Annotated in this window: 23 protein-coding genes and 1 pseudogene; 18 read left to right on the top strand and 6 right to left on the bottom strand. The window is 60.1% G+C overall.

Going from position 1 to position 19,748, the window contains the following annotated elements; all coding sequences use genetic code 11:
* The first annotated feature begins 87 nt into the window (after positions 1-87).
* The 8 genes and pseudogenes from AACY31_RS03805 to AACY31_RS03770 all read left to right on the top strand — a co-directional run bounded on the left by AACY31_RS03805 (position 88) and on the right by AACY31_RS03770 (position 7,912).
* Positions 88-1,662, top strand: a pseudogene (locus AACY31_RS03805) (phage tail protein).
* Positions 1,649-2,887 (top strand): DNA circularization protein, encoded by a 1,239-nt coding sequence (locus tag AACY31_RS03800; protein WP_339503875.1) that lies wholly within the window; start codon positions 1,649-1,651, stop codon positions 2,885-2,887. Before AACY31_RS03805 ends, AACY31_RS03800 begins: the two are co-directional and overlap by 14 nt.
* A 3-nt stretch (positions 2,888-2,890) precedes the next feature.
* The gene (locus AACY31_RS03795; RefSeq protein WP_339503873.1) at positions 2,891-3,931 is read left to right on the top strand and encodes a phage baseplate assembly protein; all 1,041 of its coding nucleotides are present in this window, start codon (positions 2,891-2,893) and stop codon (positions 3,929-3,931) included.
* Between the two features lie 180 nt (positions 3,932-4,111).
* Entirely contained in the window at positions 4,112-4,621 is a 510-nt protein-coding gene (locus AACY31_RS03790) for a phage baseplate assembly protein V (protein ID WP_028237198.1), read from the top strand.
* Positions 4,621-5,019 carry a phage GP46 family protein gene (locus AACY31_RS03785; protein WP_079303617.1) on the top strand — a complete coding sequence of 133 codons (399 nt, stop codon included), beginning with the start codon at positions 4,621-4,623 and terminating at the stop codon, positions 5,017-5,019. The genes AACY31_RS03790 and AACY31_RS03785 overlap by 1 nt, the downstream gene beginning before the upstream one ends.
* Positions 5,009-6,049 (top strand): baseplate J/gp47 family protein, encoded by a 1,041-nt coding sequence (locus AACY31_RS03780; protein ID WP_077505951.1) that lies wholly within the window; start codon positions 5,009-5,011, stop codon positions 6,047-6,049. The genes AACY31_RS03785 and AACY31_RS03780 overlap by 11 nt, the downstream gene beginning before the upstream one ends.
* Complete coding sequence (locus AACY31_RS03775) at positions 6,037-6,636, top strand: YmfQ family protein (RefSeq protein ID WP_339503867.1); 600 nt, start codon at positions 6,037-6,039, stop codon at positions 6,634-6,636. The genes AACY31_RS03780 and AACY31_RS03775 overlap by 13 nt, the downstream gene beginning before the upstream one ends.
* Positions 6,637-6,646: 10 nt before the next feature.
* Positions 6,647-7,912, top strand: a complete 1,266-nt coding sequence (locus tag AACY31_RS03770) for a phage tail protein (protein WP_339503866.1) — start codon at positions 6,647-6,649, stop codon at positions 7,910-7,912.
* Between the two features lie 67 nt (positions 7,913-7,979).
* Here the strand turns inward: AACY31_RS03770 and AACY31_RS03765 are convergent, their stop codons facing one another.
* The gene (locus AACY31_RS03765) at positions 7,980-8,642 is read right to left on the bottom strand and encodes a hypothetical protein (protein WP_339503864.1); all 663 of its coding nucleotides are present in this window, start codon (positions 8,640-8,642) and stop codon (positions 7,980-7,982) included.
* 109 nt (positions 8,643-8,751) lie between these two features.
* Here AACY31_RS03765 and AACY31_RS03760 point away from each other — a divergent pair, with 109 nt between their 5' ends.
* The 5 genes from AACY31_RS03760 (at position 8,752) to recX (ending at position 11,993) form a co-directional block, all read left to right on the top strand.
* Positions 8,752-9,297, top strand: a complete 546-nt coding sequence (locus tag AACY31_RS03760) for a glycoside hydrolase family 19 protein (protein WP_339503862.1) — start codon at positions 8,752-8,754, stop codon at positions 9,295-9,297.
* The gene (locus AACY31_RS03755; RefSeq protein WP_339503860.1) at positions 9,294-9,809 is read left to right on the top strand and encodes a lysis system i-spanin subunit Rz; all 516 of its coding nucleotides are present in this window, start codon (positions 9,294-9,296) and stop codon (positions 9,807-9,809) included. Before AACY31_RS03760 ends, AACY31_RS03755 begins: the two co-directional genes overlap by 4 nt.
* Before the next feature lie 71 nt (positions 9,810-9,880).
* Complete coding sequence (locus AACY31_RS03750; protein WP_339492802.1) at positions 9,881-10,381, top strand: CinA family protein; 501 nt, start codon at positions 9,881-9,883, stop codon at positions 10,379-10,381.
* 83 nt (positions 10,382-10,464) lie between these two features.
* Complete coding sequence (recA, locus tag AACY31_RS03745; RefSeq protein ID WP_047230023.1) at positions 10,465-11,517, top strand: recombinase RecA; 1,053 nt, start codon at positions 10,465-10,467, stop codon at positions 11,515-11,517.
* Between the two features lie 8 nt (positions 11,518-11,525).
* Positions 11,526-11,993 carry a recombination regulator RecX gene (gene recX, locus AACY31_RS03740; protein WP_339476166.1) on the top strand — a complete coding sequence of 156 codons (468 nt, stop codon included), beginning with the start codon at positions 11,526-11,528 and terminating at the stop codon, positions 11,991-11,993.
* A gap of 46 nt (positions 11,994-12,039) precedes the next feature.
* Here recX and AACY31_RS03735 read toward each other — a convergent pair whose 3' ends face one another.
* Positions 12,040-13,158, bottom strand: a complete 1,119-nt coding sequence (locus AACY31_RS03735) for an LOG family protein (protein ID WP_339476164.1) — start codon at positions 13,156-13,158, stop codon at positions 12,040-12,042.
* Between the two features lie 462 nt (positions 13,159-13,620).
* Between AACY31_RS03735 and AACY31_RS03730 the strand changes: the two genes are divergently transcribed.
* On the top strand, positions 13,621-13,815 hold the full coding sequence (locus AACY31_RS03730) for a hypothetical protein (protein WP_339476162.1): 195 nt from the start codon (positions 13,621-13,623) through the stop codon (positions 13,813-13,815).
* Here the strand turns inward: AACY31_RS03730 and AACY31_RS03725 are convergent, their stop codons facing one another.
* A complete protein-coding gene (locus AACY31_RS03725; RefSeq protein ID WP_339476160.1) occupies positions 13,816-14,238 on the bottom strand; it encodes a quorum-sensing-regulated virulence factor family protein in 423 nt (140 codons plus the stop codon). It lies immediately after the preceding gene.
* 184 nt (positions 14,239-14,422) lie between these two features.
* Here AACY31_RS03725 and AACY31_RS03720 point away from each other — a divergent pair, with 184 nt between their 5' ends.
* From AACY31_RS03720 to AACY31_RS03710, 3 genes are all read left to right on the top strand, one after another.
* Complete coding sequence (locus AACY31_RS03720; RefSeq protein WP_339476159.1) at positions 14,423-15,169, top strand: tRNA-uridine aminocarboxypropyltransferase; 747 nt, start codon at positions 14,423-14,425, stop codon at positions 15,167-15,169.
* A gap of 201 nt (positions 15,170-15,370) precedes the next feature.
* Positions 15,371-16,024, top strand: a complete 654-nt coding sequence (gene erdR / locus AACY31_RS03715) for a response regulator transcription factor ErdR (protein ID WP_339476157.1) — start codon at positions 15,371-15,373, stop codon at positions 16,022-16,024.
* A gap of 72 nt (positions 16,025-16,096) precedes the next feature.
* Complete coding sequence (locus AACY31_RS03710) at positions 16,097-16,459, top strand: diacylglycerol kinase (RefSeq protein ID WP_339476154.1); 363 nt, start codon at positions 16,097-16,099, stop codon at positions 16,457-16,459.
* A gap of 4 nt (positions 16,460-16,463) precedes the next feature.
* Here AACY31_RS03710 and AACY31_RS03705 read toward each other — a convergent pair whose 3' ends face one another.
* Positions 16,464-17,390, bottom strand: coding sequence for a LysR family transcriptional regulator (locus tag AACY31_RS03705; RefSeq protein WP_063322709.1), 927 nt, complete (start codon positions 17,388-17,390; stop codon positions 16,464-16,466).
* 121 nt (positions 17,391-17,511) lie between these two features.
* Between AACY31_RS03705 and fpr the strand changes: the two genes are divergently transcribed.
* On the top strand, positions 17,512-18,291 hold the full coding sequence (gene fpr / locus AACY31_RS03700) for a ferredoxin-NADP reductase (RefSeq protein ID WP_003184787.1): 780 nt from the start codon (positions 17,512-17,514) through the stop codon (positions 18,289-18,291).
* 243 nt (positions 18,292-18,534) lie between these two features.
* Here the strand turns inward: fpr and tsaA are convergent, their stop codons facing one another.
* Together tsaA and AACY31_RS03690 are read right to left on the bottom strand one after the other, a co-directional pair.
* Complete coding sequence (tsaA, locus tag AACY31_RS03695) at positions 18,535-19,233, bottom strand: tRNA (N6-threonylcarbamoyladenosine(37)-N6)-methyltransferase TrmO (protein ID WP_339476147.1); 699 nt, start codon at positions 19,231-19,233, stop codon at positions 18,535-18,537.
* Positions 19,234-19,267: 34 nt separating this feature from the next.
* A complete protein-coding gene (locus AACY31_RS03690) occupies positions 19,268-19,729 on the bottom strand; it encodes a YehS family protein (RefSeq protein WP_339476145.1) in 462 nt (153 codons plus the stop codon).
* Positions 19,730-19,748: the final 19 nt, after the last annotated feature.

The following is a 19,748-nucleotide window of genomic DNA, read 5'->3' as shown; positions in this document are numbered from 1 at the left end:
CGAACAGATGATGGCCAGGCCACTGGATGTGCTCCGCGAATCCCTGGAGCACGCGCAACGGATCAATGCGATGCAGCAGGTGCAGTGATGGCAGACACACAAACGGTAGAGAAAAAAGCGGTGCTGCTCACGGGCATCGATGAGCTGTCACCCAAGCTCGCCGGCCTTCGTGCGAAGGTCGCGAGTTTCAAGCAGAACCTCGACGCTACGGGCCTGGGCAGCCTGGATATTTCCGGTCTGCTGCCCAGCGGCGGCCTGGCCCAACCGTTTATGGACGGGCTCAAGTCGGCGCTGGCCTTCAAGGATGAAGCCGGCGCAGCGAGCGCGGTGGCCAGTGCCGTCCAGGCGCCTGAAGCCCCCCGTGTAGCGGCATAGAACCTGGATGGATTGAAGACTTCCATCAGCAACGTGTCGGTGCAGTTTGGTTCGGCGCTGGGGCCTGCGGTCAACGCGGTGGCGGTCAGTTTGCAGCCCATGGTCAGCGGCGTGGCCCAGGTGCTGCAGGACAACCCGCAACTGGTACAGGGCCTGGCGAATGGCGTCGTGGCGTTCAACGCGATCCAGATGGCGGTCAGCGGCGCGAGTCAGGCAATGGAAGTGGTCAACCTGGCCATGAAGATGAACCCCATCGGCTTGATTGCCATGGGCATCGCCTTGGCGGCAGGGATGATCATCGCCCATTGGACGCCGATTTCGGCGTTCTTCGCCGGGCTCTGGCAGCGGCTTGCGCCGATCGTGCTGCCGATGGTCGAGTTCTTCAAGACAATGTTCGCCTTCACCCCGATGGGGCTGGTGATCAGTAATTGGGGCCCGATCAGCAGTTTTTTTGGCGCGCTCTGGAATGTGATCGTGGCGGCGGCAACGCCGGTCATTGGTTTCATGCAGACGCTGTTCGCTTGGTCACCCTTGGGTTTGATTGTTGCCAATTGGGCGCCCCTGACCGGGTTGTTCGCGGCGATCTGGGATCTGCTCAAGGCCTTGACCGTGCCAGTGATGGATGCTCTGAAAGGCCTTTTCGACTGGACGCCGTTGGGACTGATCATGGCCAACTGGGGCACGATCGGAGAGGTCTTCGCTGGGATCTGGGAGGGCGTCCGCAATCAGGTGGCGATCATGCTGGCGGTGTTCAGCGGCCTGTTCGACTGGTCGCCCATCGAGGGCCTCACCCAACAGTGGGGGCCGGTGGGCGAGTGGTTCGGCCAGTGGTGGGACAAGCTGCAGGGCGTGATTGCACCGATCAAGGCGTTCTTCAATGGCGGCTTCGGTGAACTCATCACCACGTTCACTGGCAAGGTCGAAGGACTGACCGAAGCGCAGCGCGCCACCAATGCCGAAGGCAAGGGTGAGCTGGCGCCGGCGTTTTTTGGCGGGGCCAGCGAGCAGCCTCCGGTCCTGTCGTCCAGCCTGGCGCCAGCGTCCGCCAACGGGCCAGCGAAAACCTCGCTGGCGCCGGGTGCGTTGCCGCAAACCTCCAGCGCCCTGGTACAACAAAGCGCCGCCAACAACCGCACGCAACTCGAAGGCGGCCTGACTGTGCGCTTCGAAAACGCGCCGGCCGGGTTGCGCGCCGATCCGCCTCAGACCAATCAACCGGCCTTGGCGGTGAGTTCGCGCATCGGCTATCGCTCACTTTCCACAGGAGGCTCCAATGAGCTGGCGTGATCGTTTGTTGCCGGCGTCGTTTCGTGGCGTCGGGTTCTGGGTCGATCAGGCGAAAACCCCGGTCGGCCACAAGGGCCAGTTGCATGAATATCCACAACGCGACCAGCCGTTTTTCGAGGGGCTCGGCCAGCAGGCGAAGATTCATGAGTTGGCCGCGTTCATCGTCGGCCCCGATTGCCTGGAGCAGCGCGACAAGCTGCTCAAGGCTTTGGAGCAGGGCAGCGGTGAACTGGTGCATCCATGGCTGGGGCGCCTGCAAGTCAAGGTCGGCGAATGCGACATGACCCAGACCCGTCAGGACGGCGGGCTGGTGACGTTCGCCCTGAAGTTCTATCCCGACCAGCCGTTGCAATTTCCCTCGGCCACGATCAACAGCCAGAAACTGCTGCTGGTCTCGGCCGACAGCTTCCTCGGTTCGGCGGTGCGGCGCTTTGAAGACGCCATGACCTTGATCAAGGCCGCACGGATCGGCATCGCGGACCTGCGCAACAGCCTCAAGGATATCTACGGCGTGATCGAGCAGGAGCTCAAGCCGTTGATCGAGACCTATCGGCAACTCAGCGATCTGGTCAAGGCGGTGAAAGAATTGCCCAAGGAAGTGGTGGCCGAGTTCAAGGGATTGTTGGGCGACATCCGCGAACTGAAGGACTTTGCCCGTGACGGCTATCGCGGCGTGATTGCCAGCGTGTCGCAACAGGTGGAAGCCATTCGCAAGGCCGACGCGCCCAAACTCACCACCGGCAAGGACACCACGGCGGCAGCCCAGGCCGTGGCCGACCTGGTGCAGGACACGCTGCTGGTGCAGGCCGCGCAATGGATTGCGGCGATGCCGGTGGCGGCGCCTGCGGTCAAGTCGGGGGCCACGCCGTCGGTGGCGCAACAGGCCGTGCAACCGGTCCAGCGCCGGGACGTGCCGGTGGCCGACGATGTGCTGGCCCTGCGCGATGCCCTTAACGATGCGATCTGGCAGGCCTCCCTCAAGGCAGATCCGGAGCACTACCAGGCGATGAACAACCTGCGCCAGCAAATGGCCGCGCACTTGACGGCGGTGGCGTCGTCGGGTGTAAGGCTGATCAACCTGTCGTTCAAGCAAAGCCTGCCGGCGCTGGTGGTGGCGTATCAGCAATTCGCCGATGCCACTCGGGTGACTGAAGTGACCCAGCGTAACGGCGTAGCCCATCCTGGTTTCCTGCCGCCCAATGACCTGAAAGTCTCGGGGGAGTAAGCCATGAACGAGCTCGACAACGCTGTCTCGCTTGCCGTCGGCGGGCTGGATTACGGCGGCTGGAAAAGTGTGGAAATCAGTGCGGACCTGGAGCGTCAGTTCCGCACCTTCAAACTCGACATCACCTGGCAATGGCCGGGGCAGACCCAAGCGGTGCCGATCCGTCCGGGCGATGAATGCCAGGTGCGCATTGGTGCCGACCTGGTCCTCAGCGGTTATGTGTTCAAGGCACCGGTCAGCTATGACGGTCGGCAGATCAGCCTGAGCATTGAAGGCGGTTCCAAGACCCAGGATTTGGTGGACTGCGCGGCGATCAACCGCCCGACGCAATGGCGCGGGCAAACGGTGTTGAGCATCGTCCAGGCTCTGGCGTCGCAATACGGCGTGGGGGGCATCAGTGAAATCCCTGAAACCGCGCGGTTGAGCGAACACAGCATCGTGCCGGGGGAAACGGTTTTTCAATCCATCGACCGCTTGCTGACGTTGTTCCGGGTGTTCTCCACCGATGACGCGCAAGGGCGGGTGCTGCTGGCCAAACCCGGCAGCGGCGGGCGGGCCAGTGATGTGTTGGAGCTGGGTAAGAATATTCTTTCGGGCAACGCACCGATGGACTACAGCCAGGTGTTCTCCGAATACCGGGTCATCGGCCAGCACAAGGGCAGTGACCAGCAGAGCGGGGCGGCGGTGAGCGAAGTCTCTGGCACCGCCACCGACTTGAGTTTCAAGCGCAAGCGGGTGACGGTGATCAGCGAGAGCGCGCAGTTGACCTTCGAACTGGCCCAGCAGCGGGCCGATTGGGAAAGCGCCATCCGCACCGGCAAGGCCCTGACCACCACCTACCGCGTGCAGGGCTGGCGCCAGGCCAATGGCGACTTGTGGCGGCATAACATCTTGGTGCGGGTGATCGACCCGGTGCTGGGGTTCGACGGTGACATGCTGATTTCAAAAGTGACGTACTCGCTGTCGGCACAAGGCTCCGTCACTACCCTGCAAGTCGCGCCGCCGCATACGTTCGACGCCAACCCGCTGCCGCCCAAACCCTGAATCCGGCACCGATGCCTGCCCACCAGAGATCTCCTGTGGGAGCGAGCTTGCTCGCGATGGCGGTGTGTCAGTCAACATCTGTTTCGAATGTCAGACCGCTATCGCGAGCAAGCTCGCTCCCACAGTGTTCCGGGTTAGCCGCCCAATTGCTGTTAAACCCGATTCCGAAGGAAAACCTCAATGAGCCTACTGACCCGCCTCCTGGCGCGCGGCACTGTCGTGCTCGCCAATTCGGCCACCAAGTTGCAGTCGCTGCAAATGCGCCTCACCGCCGGCGAAGTGAACGACGACATGGAGCACTTCGAACCCTACGGCTTTACCAGCAACCCGTTGGCCGGTGCCGAGGGCATTGCCACGTTCCTGGGGGGCGACCGTTCCCATGCCGTGGTCCTGGTGGTCGCCGATCGCCGCTTCCGCCTCCAGGCCCTGGCCCCGGGCGAAGTGGCGCTCTACACCGATGAAGGCGACAAGCTCCACTTCAAGCGCGGCCGTGTCATCGACATCCAGACCGCGACCTTGAACATCCGCGCCAGCAGCGCGGTGAACATCGACAGCCCGGTCATCAACCACACCGGCAAGATCGTTTCCCAGGGCGACCAGATCGCCGGCGGCATCAGCCAGATCAAACACGTGCATGTTGGTGTACAGGCCGGCAACGGTCAGACCGGTGCACCGGCGGGAGGCCAATGATGTTCATCAGCCAGAACCTGCATGCCGCACTGACGCGCTCGGTGCTGATCAGTCTGTTCACCTGGCGCCGCGCCGCTGACGACGATGCCGTCGATGACGAGGAACGTTTCGGCTGGTGGGGCGACACCTTTCCTACCGTTGCCGACGACCGCATCGGCTCGCGGCTGTGGCTGTTGCGACGGGTCAAGCTGACCCGCCAAACCCAGCTCGACGCCGAATTCTATGCCCGCGAAGCCTTGCAATGGCTGATCGACGACGGCCATTGCAAGGCCATCGACATCATCAGCGAACGCCTCGACGCCCAGCGCCTGAACCTGCGCACGGTCCTGACCCTGGCTGACGGCGAGCGCCTGGACATCAACCCCGATAACAGTTGGCAGGTGACCTATGCCGTTTGAAACCCCTTCGCTGCCGGTGCTGATCAAGCGCGCCAAAAGCGACCTGGCCAGCGATTCGCTGCGCCAGTCCGATGCCCAAGTGCTGGCCCGCACCCTCGGTGGCGCCGCCTATGGCTTGTATGGCTACCTGGACTGGATCGCCGAGCAGATCCTGCCGGACAAAGCCGATGAGTCCACCCTTGAACGCATCGCTGCCCTGCGACTGAACCAGGCGCGCAAAGCGGCTCAAGTGGCCGGCGGCAATGTCAGCTTCAGCGCTACGTCCGGTGCAGTGCTGGATGTCGACACGCTGTTGCAATCGACGGATGGCCGTACGTACAAAGTGACCACCGCCCGCACCACCAGCAATGGCTTGAACACCGCCACCATCGCCGCGCTGGACGCTGGCAGCCTGGGCAATGCCGACGCCGGCCTGGTGCTGACGCCCGTTCAACCGATCCTCGGTATCGGCAGTAGCTTCACCGTGCTGGCCCCAGGGCTGACCGGCGGTGTCGCCCGGGAAAGCCTCGAGTCCCTGCGGGCCAGGGTGATCCGTTCCTATCGCGTCATTCCTCACGGCGGTTCGGCCCAGGATTATGAAACCTGGGCCCTGGAGTGCCCTGGCATTACCCGTGCGTGGTGCCGGGGCAGCTACCTGGGACCGGGTACTGTCGGCCTGTTCGTGATGCGGGACGACGATCCGCAACCGATCCCCAACGCCGAACAATTGGAAGAGGTGCGGACTTATATCGAGCCCTTGCGTCCGGTGACCGCCGAGTTGCACGTGCTGGCGCCGACGCAACTGCCGGTGAACTACAGGCTGCGCATCACCCCGGACACCAGTGCCGTGCGGGCCGCCATCGAGGCGCAACTGCGCGACTTGCACAATCGTGAAGCTGGCCTCGGCGAAACGCTGTTGCTGAGTCATATCGCTGAAGCCATCAGCAGCGCCACCGGCGAAACCGACCACAAACTCAGCGCGCCTATCGCCGATGTCGTCGCCGCCAGCAACCAGTTGCTGACGTTCGGAGGCTGCACATGGCTGGAATAAGAACCGCCGAGCAGTACCAGGCCCAACTGCGCAGCCTGCTGCCCAGCGGCCCGGCCTGGGATCCGGAGCGCGTGCCGGAACTGGACGAAGTGCTGCAAGGTATCGCCCAGGAGCTGGCCCGCCTCGACGCCCGTGCCGCCGACTTGCTCAACGAAATGGACCCGGCGGGCGTGAGTGAGCTGGTGCCGGATTGGGAGCGGGTGATGAACCTGCCTGATCCGTGCCTGGGCGCCACGCCGTTGTATGACGATCGTCGCTTGGCGGTGCGTCGGCGGTTGTTGGCGGTGGGCAGCCAGACTGCGGCGTATTTCGTCAGCATCGCACGTAGTCAGGGTTACCCCAACGCGACTGTGACTGAGCGCCGCGCGCCACGCATGGGGCTTTCGCGGTTTGGTCAGACGCATTTCGGAACCTGGAAAGTGCAATTCATGTGGACCCTCAACACCGGTGGACGCCTCTCGCTTGGCCGTCGTTTTGGCGCCAGCTATTGGGGCGAACGCTTCGGTATGAACCCAGGCTCTGCCTTGGAATGCCTGATCCACCGCAGCGCACCCGCTCATGCGCAGGTGCACATCAATTATGACTAAGGAGTAGAAAATGGATTATCCAAAAAGCGTGCCCAGTGTTGGCTTGGTCAATGGCAAGTTTGTCGATGAGAATCCTGTTACCGGTGCGCCAGGTTCATTGATTCCGGCAGCTTGGGGCAATTCCGTTACGCAGGAGCTATTGGGGGTCATTACTGGGGCAGGGATGGTTCCTGACGAAGCTGATCTTGGACAGTTGCTGTTGGCTGTACGCAAAATCAACCAGGCAGGATTGGTCGATTACGCATTGGATACTGGCACCGTCAACGCTTACAGCGCTACTTACAAACCTGCGCCCTCGGCTCTGGTTGATGGCTTGATATTGCGCTTCAAAGCAGCACGCTCCAATACGGGTGCTAGCACTTTCGCCCCAAATGGACTACCGGCCAACCCAATCGTAGGGTTGGACCATAACGCCATTCAAAGCGGGGAAATTACCGTTGGTGGCGATGTTTGGGTGCAATGGAATAGCTCCATCGGAAGCGGAGCCTGGGTCATGATCGCCAGTACCGGGATGACCAAGGATACGGGCAGTGATGTAGGTGACATCAAAGTTGTAGCGACAGCGGAACCGCCCCAAGGCTGGCTCAAATGCAACGGTGCTTTGGTGTCTCGTGCACAGTACGCGGCATTGTTTGCGGCGATAAGTACGCGTTTCGGGGCGGGTGATGGCAGCACGACCTTCGCCTTGCCGGATCTACGAGGCGAGTTCGTTCGGGGTTGGGATGACGGGCGGGGGATTGATTCAGGAAGGGTTTTGGGGGCAGGCCAGGCCGGGCAGAACGCAACACATATCCACACGGCAACGGCTGCTAATGCTGGTGCGCATACTCATACACTTAGTGCTACGGCCGCGTCGGGCGGAGCTCATACTCACACGCTGAGTGCAACCGCTGCGGCTGATGGGGCGCATACGCATGCCGTAAGTGGTGCTGCAGCAAGTGCGGGTGAACATACTCATACTGCTCCGCGTGCGCAGAACAATGACGTGGGTGGGGGCAGCCCCAACTTTACTACCGCGAACCTGCAAAGCGGCGTGACTGCTCCCACTAACCCAGGAGGAGCACATACTCACACTGTTAGCGGTACGGCGGCCTCAGCTGGAGCCCATACGCACACTGTTTCAGGAACGGCTGCGTCGGCAGGAGACCACACTCACGTCATATCCGGCACAGCGGCGTCCGCCGGGGACCACGCGCATGTCATCACCGTAGCTGCTTCTGGTGGCAACGAGACGCGCCCTCGAAACGTGGCACTGCTGTACGTAATAAAATACTGATCCGTCGAAAAGCGCCCTGTAAAAGGGCGCACGAATGATGAGTCTTGTGGATCAGATGCCAGACGGTCTAAAAATTTCTGCGAAAAACAGTCAGATATAAATTTTTCGCGGCCGATCTAATGTGCCTGTTCCAATTTCTGCTCCAAAACGCATCGTCATTACAAGCAACGTTTTCTATGTCGCTGGACGTCAGATGTGCAGGTTGTTGCCCGAACATCATGGGGAACACGCAGTGTTGCTTGATCTGTTGCCTTACGGCTCTATCAACAGGCTCCGATTTAAATTCGAGTTTTGAAACCTCTTCACAACCCCGTCGGCTAAGTATGTACGCATGTAGTGCGGTAACCCGCCCTCGAGCGATGAAGCGGTGCCAGGTGAGCCATATTTTCCCCATGGTGTAACCCATATAGAGAATGGCGAAGTCTTTCGATGTGATGAATTTGTTGATGTGATTGACTGCACTCGGAGCGAAGGCGTACTGAAGCGCGTCGTCCTCAAGAATCAAAACCCTTGTGTAGTTGCGCTGCAGTGCGAGATTTGCGCATCTCACGTGCGATTCGAAACAGCCTCTGACCGGGTTCTCCCTGTCTGCATCTACCAGCACGAACTCTATGTCCAATCCTGAGTTCTTCATGGATTTGATCAGCAAATCCCTGCGGTCCTGTCGCTCCCTGAGGCTGATGCAAAGGACTCCATCAACCGCAAGTTTGCTGAGATCCTTCGTTTTCATCAAATCGTTCCGATGGGGGTGAGCGGCTGAATATAGCGGTGCTTCCTGCGTTGTCTATGCCGATTTGTCATTTTTCAAGATGTCCTTCAACTGCGTCAAGGAGAACGCCATGCCAATCACGCAGGCACAACTGCTGCAGATCCTCCCGAACGCCGGCGCCAATGCCGGCGTTTTTGCACCTGTGCTGAACGTAGCCATGGGTCATTATCAGGTCATCGGCTCGAAGCGTGTTGCCGCGTTCATTGCCCAGGTGGGTCATGAGTCCGGTCAACTGCGCTACGTGCGCGAGTTGGGCAACAATGCCTATCTGTCGAAATACGACACCGGTCCATTGGCCCTGCGCCTGGGCAACACGCCGCAAGTGGACGGCGATGGCCAGAAATACCGGGGCCGGGGTTTGATTCAGATCACCGGCCGGGCCAATTATCAAGCGTGCGGTGAAGCCTTGGGCCTGGACCTGATCAGTGAACCAGGGTTGTTGGAGCAGCCTCAGTGGGCGGCTCATTCGGCGGCCTGGTTCTGGGCGGCCCATGAGCTCAATCCCCTGGCTGACGCGGGACTTTTCGACAAGATCACGCAGCGAATCAACGGTGGCCAGAACGGTGCGACGGAGCGTCGAGCCTTTTATACAAAGGCGCTGAAGGTGCTGGGATGAACCCCGTCGTGATGAGGTTTGCCCCGGTGTTTATGCTGGCGCTTCTGCTGTCGGCGGCTGGTGTGACGTGGAAAGTCCAGGATTGGCGTTATGGCAAGGCATTGGCAGAACAGGGCAGGCTTCAGGCCGAAACCCTGCGTCAGTTGACCTTGTCGGCCGCTAGTGCGCAGCAGCACGAAACAGACAAACGCCGGGCCCTGGAACAGCAACTCTCCGCCAGCGAACAAACCCATTACCGAGCCTTGAGCGATGCCCAACGTGACCAGGATCGCCTGCGCGATCGCCTTGCTACTGCCGATGTCCGGCTGTCAGTCCTCCTCGACGCCGACGATGTTGCCGCCGGTTGTGCAGTGCCTGCCGCCACCCGCGCCGGCGGCGTGGATCATGGAAGCGCGAGAGCCCGACTTGACCCGGCGCATGCTCAACGAATTGTCGCCATCACCGATGCCGGTGATCGCGGACTGATTGCCTTGCAGGCCTGTCAGGCCTATATCAGAGCGCTGGGTCGATAATCCGGCGAGCCTTGCAAGCTTCCATTGCTCGTGTACGGTAGGCCTCACTTGTGTGGAATCAGGAGAGCACCATGGACGACATTACCGAACTGGCCGCTGAGCTGGGCAGGCGCCTGCAGTTGCTCAATGCCCATGTCACCACGGCCGAGTCCTGCACGGGAGGCGGGATTGCCGAGGCAATTACCCGGATTCCCGGGAGTTCGGCCTGGTTCGAGGCCGGTTTCGTCACCTATTCCAATCGCCAGAAGAGCCAGCAGCTGGATGTGCCGACCGAGTTGTTCGAGAAGGTGGGGGCGGTCAGTCGCGAGGTGGTCGAGGCCATGGTGCGAGGTGCCCAGCATAAAAGCCTGGCGCGTTTTGCTGTGGCGGTCAGCGGTGTAGCGGGGCCGGACGGTGGTTCGTCGAATAAACCGGTGGGCACCGTGTGGCTGGCCTGGGGTGTTGGCGAGGCGGTGATCAGCGAGCAGCGATTCTTTGCAGGCAACCGCGACGAGGTCCGCCGACAAACGGTGAAGGCCGCGCTAGAGGGGCTGTTGCAACATGCCGCTGTAGAAATCTCAAATCAGGGGTAGGCGATCCTCAAACGCTGTGGAATAATACTGGCTACTTATACAGGTGTTGGCCGTCAGGCCTTATTGATTACGTGAGGACTTTAATGGACGACAACAAGAAGAAAGCCTTGGCTGCGGCCTTGGGTCAGATCGAACGTCAATTCGGCAAGGGTGCCGTAATGCGTATGGGCGATCAGGACCGTCAGGCTATTCCTTCCATCTCCACCGGCTCCCTGGGCCTGGACATTGCGCTTGGTATTGGCGGCCTGCCAAAAGGCCGAATCGTTGAAATCTACGGTCCTGAATCTTCCGGTAAAACCACGCTGACCCTGTCCGTGATCGCCCAGGCCCAAAAAGCCGGTGCGACCTGCGCTTTCGTCGACGCCGAACACGCCCTGGACCCGGAATACGCCGGCAAGCTGGGTGTCAACGTCGACGACCTGCTGGTTTCCCAGCCGGACACCGGCGAACAGGCCCTGGAAATCACCGACATGCTGGTGCGTTCCAACGCGGTTGACGTGATCATCGTCGACTCCGTGGCCGCACTGGTGCCAAAGGCTGAAATCGAAGGTGAAATGGGCGACATGCACGTGGGTCTCCAGGCTCGCCTGATGTCCCAGGCCCTGCGCAAGATCACCGGTAACATCAAGAATGCCAACTGTCTGGTGATCTTCATCAACCAGATCCGTATGAAGATCGGCGTGATGTTCGGCAGCCCGGAAACCACCACGGGTGGTAACGCACTGAAGTTCTACGCCTCGGTTCGCCTCGATATCCGCCGCACCGGCGCGGTGAAAGAAGGTGATGAGGTTGTCGGCAGCGAAACCCGCGTCAAGGTCGTGAAGAACAAGGTGGCTTCACCGTTCCGTCAGGCCGAGTTCCAGATTCTTTACGGCAAGGGCATCTACCTCAATGGCGAGATGATCGACCTGGGTGTATTGCACGGCTTCGTCGAGAAGTCGGGTGCCTGGTATGCCTACAACGGCACCAAGATTGGTCAGGGCAAGGCCAACTCGGCCAAGTTCCTGGCGGACAACCCGGAAATCGCCGCCACCCTTGAGAAGCAACTGCGTGACAAACTGTTGAGCCCGGTGGCAGACGTCAAGTCCGTGGCTAATCGCGAGACCGCTGACGACCTGGCTGACGCTGACATCTGATCGATTCGATGACCGGCGTACTCGATACCCTCGTCGCGGTGCGGCGAACCGCGATGGACCTGCTCGCCAGGCGCGAGCACGGTCGAGTCGAGCTGACGCGTAAGCTGCGTCAGCGCGGCGCTCCCGATGAGTTGATCGACACAGCCCTCGACCGTTTGACCGAAGAGGGCTTGCTGTCGGAGTCCCGTTACCTGGAAAGCTTTGTCTCCTATCGCGCCCGTTCCGGTTATGGTCCTTTGCGAATTCGTGAGGAACTGGGCCAGCGTGGTTTGCAACGCCCGGATATCGAACTTGCCTTGCGCGAAAGTGGTATCGATTGGCAGGAGCAACTGACGGCCACCTGGCGCCGAAAGTTCTCAGGACATTTACCCATCGATGCACGGGAACGAGCCAAACAAGGGCGTTTCCTGGCGTATCGAGGCTACTCCATGGAAATGATCAACCGCTTGTTCAGCGGTCGCGGTATGGATGATTAAACAAAAACGGCCTGCTATTTCGATAGCAGGCCGTTTTTTTATGGGCTCAGGTTACCTTGATCGGCGTCCATGTGAGGGGATGGGGTTTTGGGGTGGGTTGGGCCCAGTTTTCCGGCAGATTGATGTAATCCACCAGTTCCCTCAAGCGCCCGTGATCCCGGGCGTTGAAGGCAAACGCCAGTCGCGCCAGATGACTGAACTGGGCTTCATCGTGCTCTTCACCGCTGTAGTCATGTTGATGAAAGCAGTCGCTCAGGCACAAATCGGCGAATTCTCCCTGCATCTGCTGCAACGCCTGTTCGTTTAGCTTGTGGTTCATGCGAATCACGAACTGATGCTTGAGCCAGCGACTGGAGTGGAAGTTGCGGTAGAACTGGTTGATCTCTTCCACGGCCTCTTCGGCGTTGTACACCAGGCGCATCAGCTTCATGTCGGTGGGCAGGATGTAGCGGTTTTCCTCCAATTGCTCACGAATGAAGTCCAGGGCACCTTGCCAGAACTTGCCTCCCGGGACATCCAGCAGGACCACCGGCACCAGCGGGCTCTTGCCTGTCTGTACCAGCGTCAGGACTTCCAGCGCTTCATCAAGCGTGCCGAAACCGCCGGGGCAGAGCACCAGTGCGTCGGCCTCTTTGACGAAAAACAGTTTACGGGTGAAGAAGAAGTGGAACGGCAGCAGGTTCGGCGTGCCTTCAACGGTCGGGTTTGCGTGTTGCTCGAAAGGCAGGGTGATATTGAATCCCAGGCTGTGGTCGCGCCCTGCGCCTTCATGCGCGGCGGCCATGATGCCTCCGCCGGCGCCGGTAATGACCATCATGTCCGAATGGGCCAGCGCCGCCCCCAGTTCTCGGGCCAGGCCATACAGTGGATGTTCGATGGGCGTTCGGGCTGAGCCGAAGACCGTGATCTTGCGTCGACCCTTGAACTGCTCGAGTGTACGGAAGGCGTGTTCCAGTTCCCTCAGGGCTTGTAGCGTGATCTTGGCATTCCAGCGGTTGTGATCTTCCTGGGCCATGCGCAGCACGGTCAGGATCATGTCTCGGTAAATGGGGAGGTTGGGGCTGTTGGGGGACACTAGGTTGAGTTGCTCTTCGACCTTGCGAGTGAGGTCGTGGCCGTGGTTCTCAAAATGACGACTGAGCAGGTCATTCGGTTTGTAAGGCATTCAGCTTCTCCTTCTTAACAGGACCCCGGCCCGGATGAAAATTCATCGAGGCCACGACACCGTGTGTCGTTGTCAGCCCAGGCATCGGCCTGGAGGGTGACCTGGCTTGACGCGGTCTACAGCCAGGCGACCAAGCCATCCAGCGGGTTCTGCTTTTCCCTTTGATAAAAAACAATGACACGCCAAGGTGTTGGCCGGGCGGCCTCTTTCTGCCCGATGAAAATCCTATGGATACGTTTGAATCTAGACCGTCATGCCGATCTTTGCTGCCCTGATCATGGCGCTCAAAAGTGACCGTTGGCAACCGCTGATACATGCCCTGAACTAACGCGCCGCTCGTCAGATTGCCGGCCGGGTGTGTGCCGCTCTGATTTACTGATAACAAGCGTGCCAATGCAATTTGACGCCCAGGGTTGGGTGCCACGTGATGGATTGAAGCGAATCGGGCATGGAGGCGGGAAAATGACCAGGGTCACTCTGGAGCTCGACAGGCAGCTGTACTTGATGTTGTTGGAGTCGGCACAGGCCAATCGGGTGAGTCTTGAGGAAGAATGCTGTCGTCGGCTGGGAGGGCGAGCATGGCGCTCGCGTTACTTGCAGGCGCTGGTGGCGGAGTTGCGCGCCGACGATGAGCCGCAGCGCGCAAGCTCAGGTTGATTACTTCTTCGTCTTGGCGGGTTTCGGGCAATCCGATTCCTGGAAGCGCTCGGTCGCGACTGGGCGGTTGGTCTTAACCTCGGTGAACTCATAGCGCATCGTTGCACCCTTGGCCATCAACTTGCGGAAACCCGGATTGCTGCACACCGTGGAGCCCAACTGGAAATACACGGCCTTGGGGTCTGCGCGCATTTTCTGGGCGTGGCTGTTTTGCACGCTGAGATGGTTGATCAGCTCGGTGCCTTCGACGGTATAGCCTTGGTCGAGAATGTCTTCGTTGATCGCCCGTGGCGTACCGACGCTACTTTCCTTGGCGACGTTCTGCAGCATCTTGTTCAGTTCGAGTTCTTTCAGCGAAGCAGCCTGAGCGCTGAAAGACGTCGCCAGCAGAACGGCAACGGTAGGGACGATAAGGCGCAGCATGAAACTCTCCTGGTTCAGTGACTGGTGGTTCGACCGATCACATGACTGTGCGTTCAGTGGCTGGGAATTATAGGGGAGCCCGGATGGACGGTACAGGCGCGTGGGCTCTGGTAGACTGCCGGCCTTTATTGCCCTACCGAGTGTTGTTCGTGTCGAGTTTTCCTGTCTGTCGGCGTCGCCCACGATGAATCACGCCCCTAACGCCGTTGCTCGCCTGCGCGACCAGCGCATCGATGAAGGGATCAGGCCGATTCAGGCCCGTGGCTGGCGCGCACCCCGTTGCAGTGCCTGCCGAGTGATCGAGAGCCATTGCCTGTGCGCCTGGCGTCCGAGTGTCGAGACCCGCTCCGGGGTCTGCCTGATCATGACCAACAAGGAAGTGTTCAAACCGAGCAACACGGGTTGGCTGATTGCTGACGTCGTGCGCGACAATCACGCATTCATCTGGTCGCGCACTGACGTCGATGAGCAACTGCTGGCGCTGTTGAACGATCCGCAATGGCAACCGTACCTGGTGTTTCCGGGCGAATACGTCGAGCCATCGCGGGTTACCCACACGGTCGACCTCGATCATTCCAAGCGCCCGCTGTTCATTCTGCTGGATGCGACCTGGACCGAGGCGCGGAAGATTTTTCGAAAAAGCCCGTATTTCGACCGACTGCCGATTCTGAGCCTGCTGCCCGACAGACTGTCGCGCTACCGCCTGCGCCGTTCGACCCGCAGTGAGCACCTGTGCACCGCCGAAGTGGCGGCATTGTGTCTGGAACTGGCGGGGGACAGCGATGCCGCTTCGGCCCTGGACGCCTATTTCGATGTGTTCAGTCAGCATTACCTCGGCGCCAAGGGCCAGCAGGAGGTGAACGTGTCGACCCCGGCCCACGCCGAGTTACAACCCTTTATCCGTACGCGGCAAGCAGTATTGGCTCAATAGTGGCCCATACTGGACAGTGTGGCGGCCGTGCTGCTTGACCACCCCGGCTTCGCTGGGCATGCTTGGCGCCGACCAGGGCGCCGCAATGTTTGAAACGGTTGAATGTGCCCCTGTGGATGCCGCTGCATGGCGGGGTCTTGAGTTGTCTTGGCGAGGCGCGAATGCATCGGGCCTGCCATAAAAAACAGGATCATTTGAAAAATGGCCACATACGAAATCCTGATTGCCGATGACCACCCGCTTTTTCGCAGCGCGTTGCATCAGGCTGTGACCCTGGGCCTCGGCCCGGCTGTCCGGTTGACGGAGGTGGCCAGTATCGCGGAATTGGAGGTCCAGTTGACGGCGAAGGCCGATTGGGACCTGGTGCTGCTGGACCTGAACATGCCCGGGGCCTATGGTTTTTCAGGGTTGGTGCTGTTGCGAGGCCAATACCCGCAGATCCCCGTGGTCATGGTCTCGGCTCAGGAAGAAGCCTCGGTGATGGTCAAGGCCCGGGAGTTCGGCGCCAGCGGATTCATACCCAAGTCCAGTTCCCTCGAGATGATTCAGAAGGCTGTGAAGGCGGTCCTGGACGGTGATGTCTGCTGGCCGCCCCAGGCGTTCGACGCCGTGAGCGTGTCCGAGGAAGCCAAGGCCGCCAGCGAGGGGCTGGCCAGTCTCACACCGCAGCAGTTCCGGGTGCTGACCATGGTCTGCGAAGGCTTGCTGAACAAGCAGATTGCCTACGAACTGAACGTTTCGGAGGCCACCATCAAGGCTCATGTCACGGCGATCTTTCGTAAACTGAAGGTGCGCACCCGGACCCAGGCGGCCTTGCTGCTGCAACAACTTGAGTCAATTTCACCGCAGGCTTAGTGTTCCGCTTCACGCTTTTTTGACCGGCTTTGAATTAGCTTCTCCACTCCTTTTAGATCAGTTGCCCACTCTATGTCACCTTTTAAAGGCCAGACCGGCCTGAAACGCATCCTCAACGCCTCCGGCTACTCCTTGGACGGGCTGCGTGCAGCTTTTGTCGGCGAAGCGGCTTTCCGTCAGTTGGTGCTGCTCAACGTCGTGTTGATTCCGTTGTCATTCTTCCTGAGCGTCAGTCGTGTCGAGCGGGCGCTGCTGATTGCCGTGTGCCTGTTGGCATTGATCGTGGAATTGCTCAACTCGGCAGTGGAGGCGGCCATCGACCGCATCTCCCTGGAGCTGCACCCATTGTCAAAGAACGCCAAGGACATGGGCAGCGCAGCCCAGTTACTCGCGCTGACGATGATCGCGTTGGTGTGGGGCGTAGTACTGTTGTAACGGCTCAGGCAATGGTCGGCAGCACGATTTCGTCGCTGCGCTGGGCCCCGGCGGTGAAAGCCCGGCACAGCTCGAGGAATTCGCGCATGGCCGAGGTTTGGTACTTCTGTTTATGCCAGATGAAATAAAACTGCCGCGCCAGGTCCATGTCCGGGGTTTCCACTGCGACGAGGCTGCCGCGGCGGAAGGCGTCGCGCAGTGCCAGGCGTGAGATGCAGCCAATGCCCAGGCCGGATTCCACGGCGCGCTTGATCGCTTCGGTGTGTTCCAGCTCCAGGCGGATATTCAGTGCGCTACGGTGGTGACGCATGGCCTGGTCGAAGGTCAGGCGTGTGCCGGAACCCTGCTCCCGTAGAATCCACGCCTCATGGGTCAGTTCCTCCATGGTCGCCTGGCCGCGCTTGGCCAGCGGGTGTTGAGGTGCGCAGAACACCACCAGTTCGTCCTCGACCCAGCTCTGTACTTCGATGTCCGGATGGCTGCAGTCACCTTCGATTAGACCCAGATCAATTTCATAGTGAGCAACCTGGTGCACGATATTGGCAGTGTTCTGCACGTGCAGCTTCACTTGGCTTTCTGGATGGCGCTGCATGAAACCGCCGATCAACAAGGTCGCCAGGTAATTGCCGATGGTCAGGGTGGCACCGACCGCCAGTGAGCCGAAGCCGGACTTACCGTTGAGCAGGTCTTCGATTTCCTTGGCCTGGTCCAGCAGCGCCACTGCCTGGGGCAGCAGTTGTTTGCCCAAGGCGTTGAGGCTCAGGCGCTTGCCGGCACGGTCGAACAATTGGCAGCTCGATTGCCGCTCCAGTTCGGTGATGGAGGTGCTGGCCGCCGACTGCGACAAATTGAGTTGGCCCGCAGCGCGAGACACGCTTTCTTGCTGGGCGACGGCGACGAAGACCTGAAGTTGACGGAGAGTAAATCGCATATCTATATAACCGATAACCCTTATCTTAATAATCCATTTAACAGATATTGTCGCCGCCATTAGAATGCGATGCAATTGCGCAGATTATCGGCGCAGGCATTATTCCCAGGAGTCCCCGTACATGAGCAACATGAACCACGAGCGTGTCCTCAGTGTTCATCACTGGAACGACACTCTGTTCAGCTTCAAGTGCACCCGCGATCCGGGCCTGCGCTTCGAGAACGGTCAGTTCGTGATGATCGGCCTGCAACAGCCCAATGGCCGCCCGCTTATGCGCGCTTACTCGATTGCCAGCCCGAACTGGGAAGAGCATCTCGAATTCTTCAGCATCAAGGTGCCTGATGGTCCGCTGACCTCCCAGTTGCAGCACCTGAAGGAAGGCGACGAGATCATCATCAGCAAGAAACCCACCGGCACCCTCGTGCTGGACGATCTCAAGCCTGGCAAACATTTGTACCTGCTCAGCACCGGTACTGGCCTGGCGCCCTTCATGAGCGTCATCCAGGATCCGGAAACCTATGAGCGTTTCGAAAAAGTGATCCTGTGCCACGGCGTGCGTTACGTCAATGAAGTCGCTTACCGCGAGTTCATCACCGAACACTTGCCGCAGAACGAGTTCTTCGGCGAAGCGCTGCGTGACAAGCTGATCTACTACCCGACCGTGACGCGCGAGCCGTTCGAGAACGAAGGCCGCTTGACCGATCTGATGCGCAGCGGCAAGCTGTTTCGCGACATCGGCTTGCCACCGATCAACCCGCAGGACGACCGCGCCATGTTGTGCGGCAGCCCGAGCATGCTCGACGAGACCAGCGAAGTGCTCAACAGCTTCGGCCTGACCGTTTCGCCGCGTATGCGCGAACCGGGTGATTACCTGATCGAGCGGGCGTTTGTAGAGAAGTAAGCTGTTGCGATAAGTGTGGAGTGTGGAGTGGGGGTGTCAGCCGACATAGTCGTTGAATGTTGGACCGCTTTCGCGAGCAAGCCCACACACATTAGATCGCAGTGAGCGCGAATCTTGTGTTCACCAGAGATCCAGTGTGGGAGCGGGCTTGCTCGCCAAGAAGGCGACTCGGTCCAACAGATGCCCCACAAAAAAGCCCGCGCCGCCTGATGAAGGCCGCGCGGGCTTTTTCGTTTCTGGTGGTTACGGTTTTGCCGGAATCACTTCCAATACCCGAATCAATCCCGCCTGCGGGTAATGCCAACGAACGTCCAGGTCCCAGAACTGCGCGCCATATTCCCGTTCGACGGTAGGAACCTGGTACGCCGGACGTGGGTCTTGAGCCAGGCACTGTTCAATCAGTTCCACCAAGGGCTCTTCCAGGCGCGTAGCGTGCTCGCGCGCTTGAAGCAGGGCAGTGTCCGCCCATTGCACCGGAATCAACGCAGGCGCTGCGCTGGCGATGCTGTTGGAGGCTGAGCCGATGATGTCGGCGTAGGGCACGTAGGGTTTGATGTCCAGCACCGGGGTGCCGTCCAGCAAGTCGATCCCTGAGATCCACAGGCGCCCGGCTTCGACCCGCTCCAGCTTCACCACCGATTGGCCGATGCCGTTGGGGCGGTGGGTGGCGCGGGTGGCGAATACCCCCATGGACTTGTTGCCGCCCAGGCGCGGAGGGCGTACTTTCAACCGTGGCTTGTCTTCCAGGGCCTGGTGGAACAGGAACAGCAGCCAGACATGGCTGACCTGCTCCAGGCCTTGCACCGCCTCGCCCTGATCGAACGGCGCCACCAGCTCCAGCACACCACGTGCGGCCGGCGCCAACTGCGGTTGGCGGGGGATGGCGAACTTCTCCTTGAAGCAGGAGCGGACGAAGCCGATGGGAGAGACGCTGTAAGTCATGGGTTGGGGACGATCTGGGTGACCATGGGGGGTGTCAGCCGCGCACACGCAGCGTCAGGCCCTTGAGGAAATTGCGCAGCAACTGGTCGCCGCACGGACGGTAGTTGGTGTGGCCGAACTTGCGAAACAGCGCGCTCAGTTCCGGCTTGGACACCGGGAACTCGGCGGCCTTGAGGATGGCGTGCATGTCGTCTTCCTTCAGCTCGAAGGCCACCCGCAGTTTCTTGAGGATGATGTTGTTGGTCACCGGCACTTCGATCGGCTGTGGCGGGCGGCTTTCGTCCTTGCCACGCTTGAAGATCACCAGGCCATCGAGAAAGTGCGCCATGACTTCGTCAGGGCAGAACACGAAGCCTTCTTCCTCGTCTTTCTTGAGGTAGCCCTCCAGGTCCGCCAGGGAGACGTCCAGGCCGCCCAGCTTGATGATCTCGATGACTTTCTTGTCGCTGATGTCGAGCATGTAGCGCACGCTGCGCAGTACGTCGTTGTGAATCATGTGTGCAGTCCTGATCAAT

The organism is Pseudomonas sp. RL_105y_Pfl2_101 (assembly GCF_963970585.1).
Lineage (GTDB): Bacteria > Pseudomonadota > Gammaproteobacteria > Pseudomonadales > Pseudomonadaceae > Aquipseudomonas.
The sequence above is the reverse complement of the archived record's forward strand: the minus strand, read 5'-3'. Positions and strand labels throughout refer to the sequence as shown.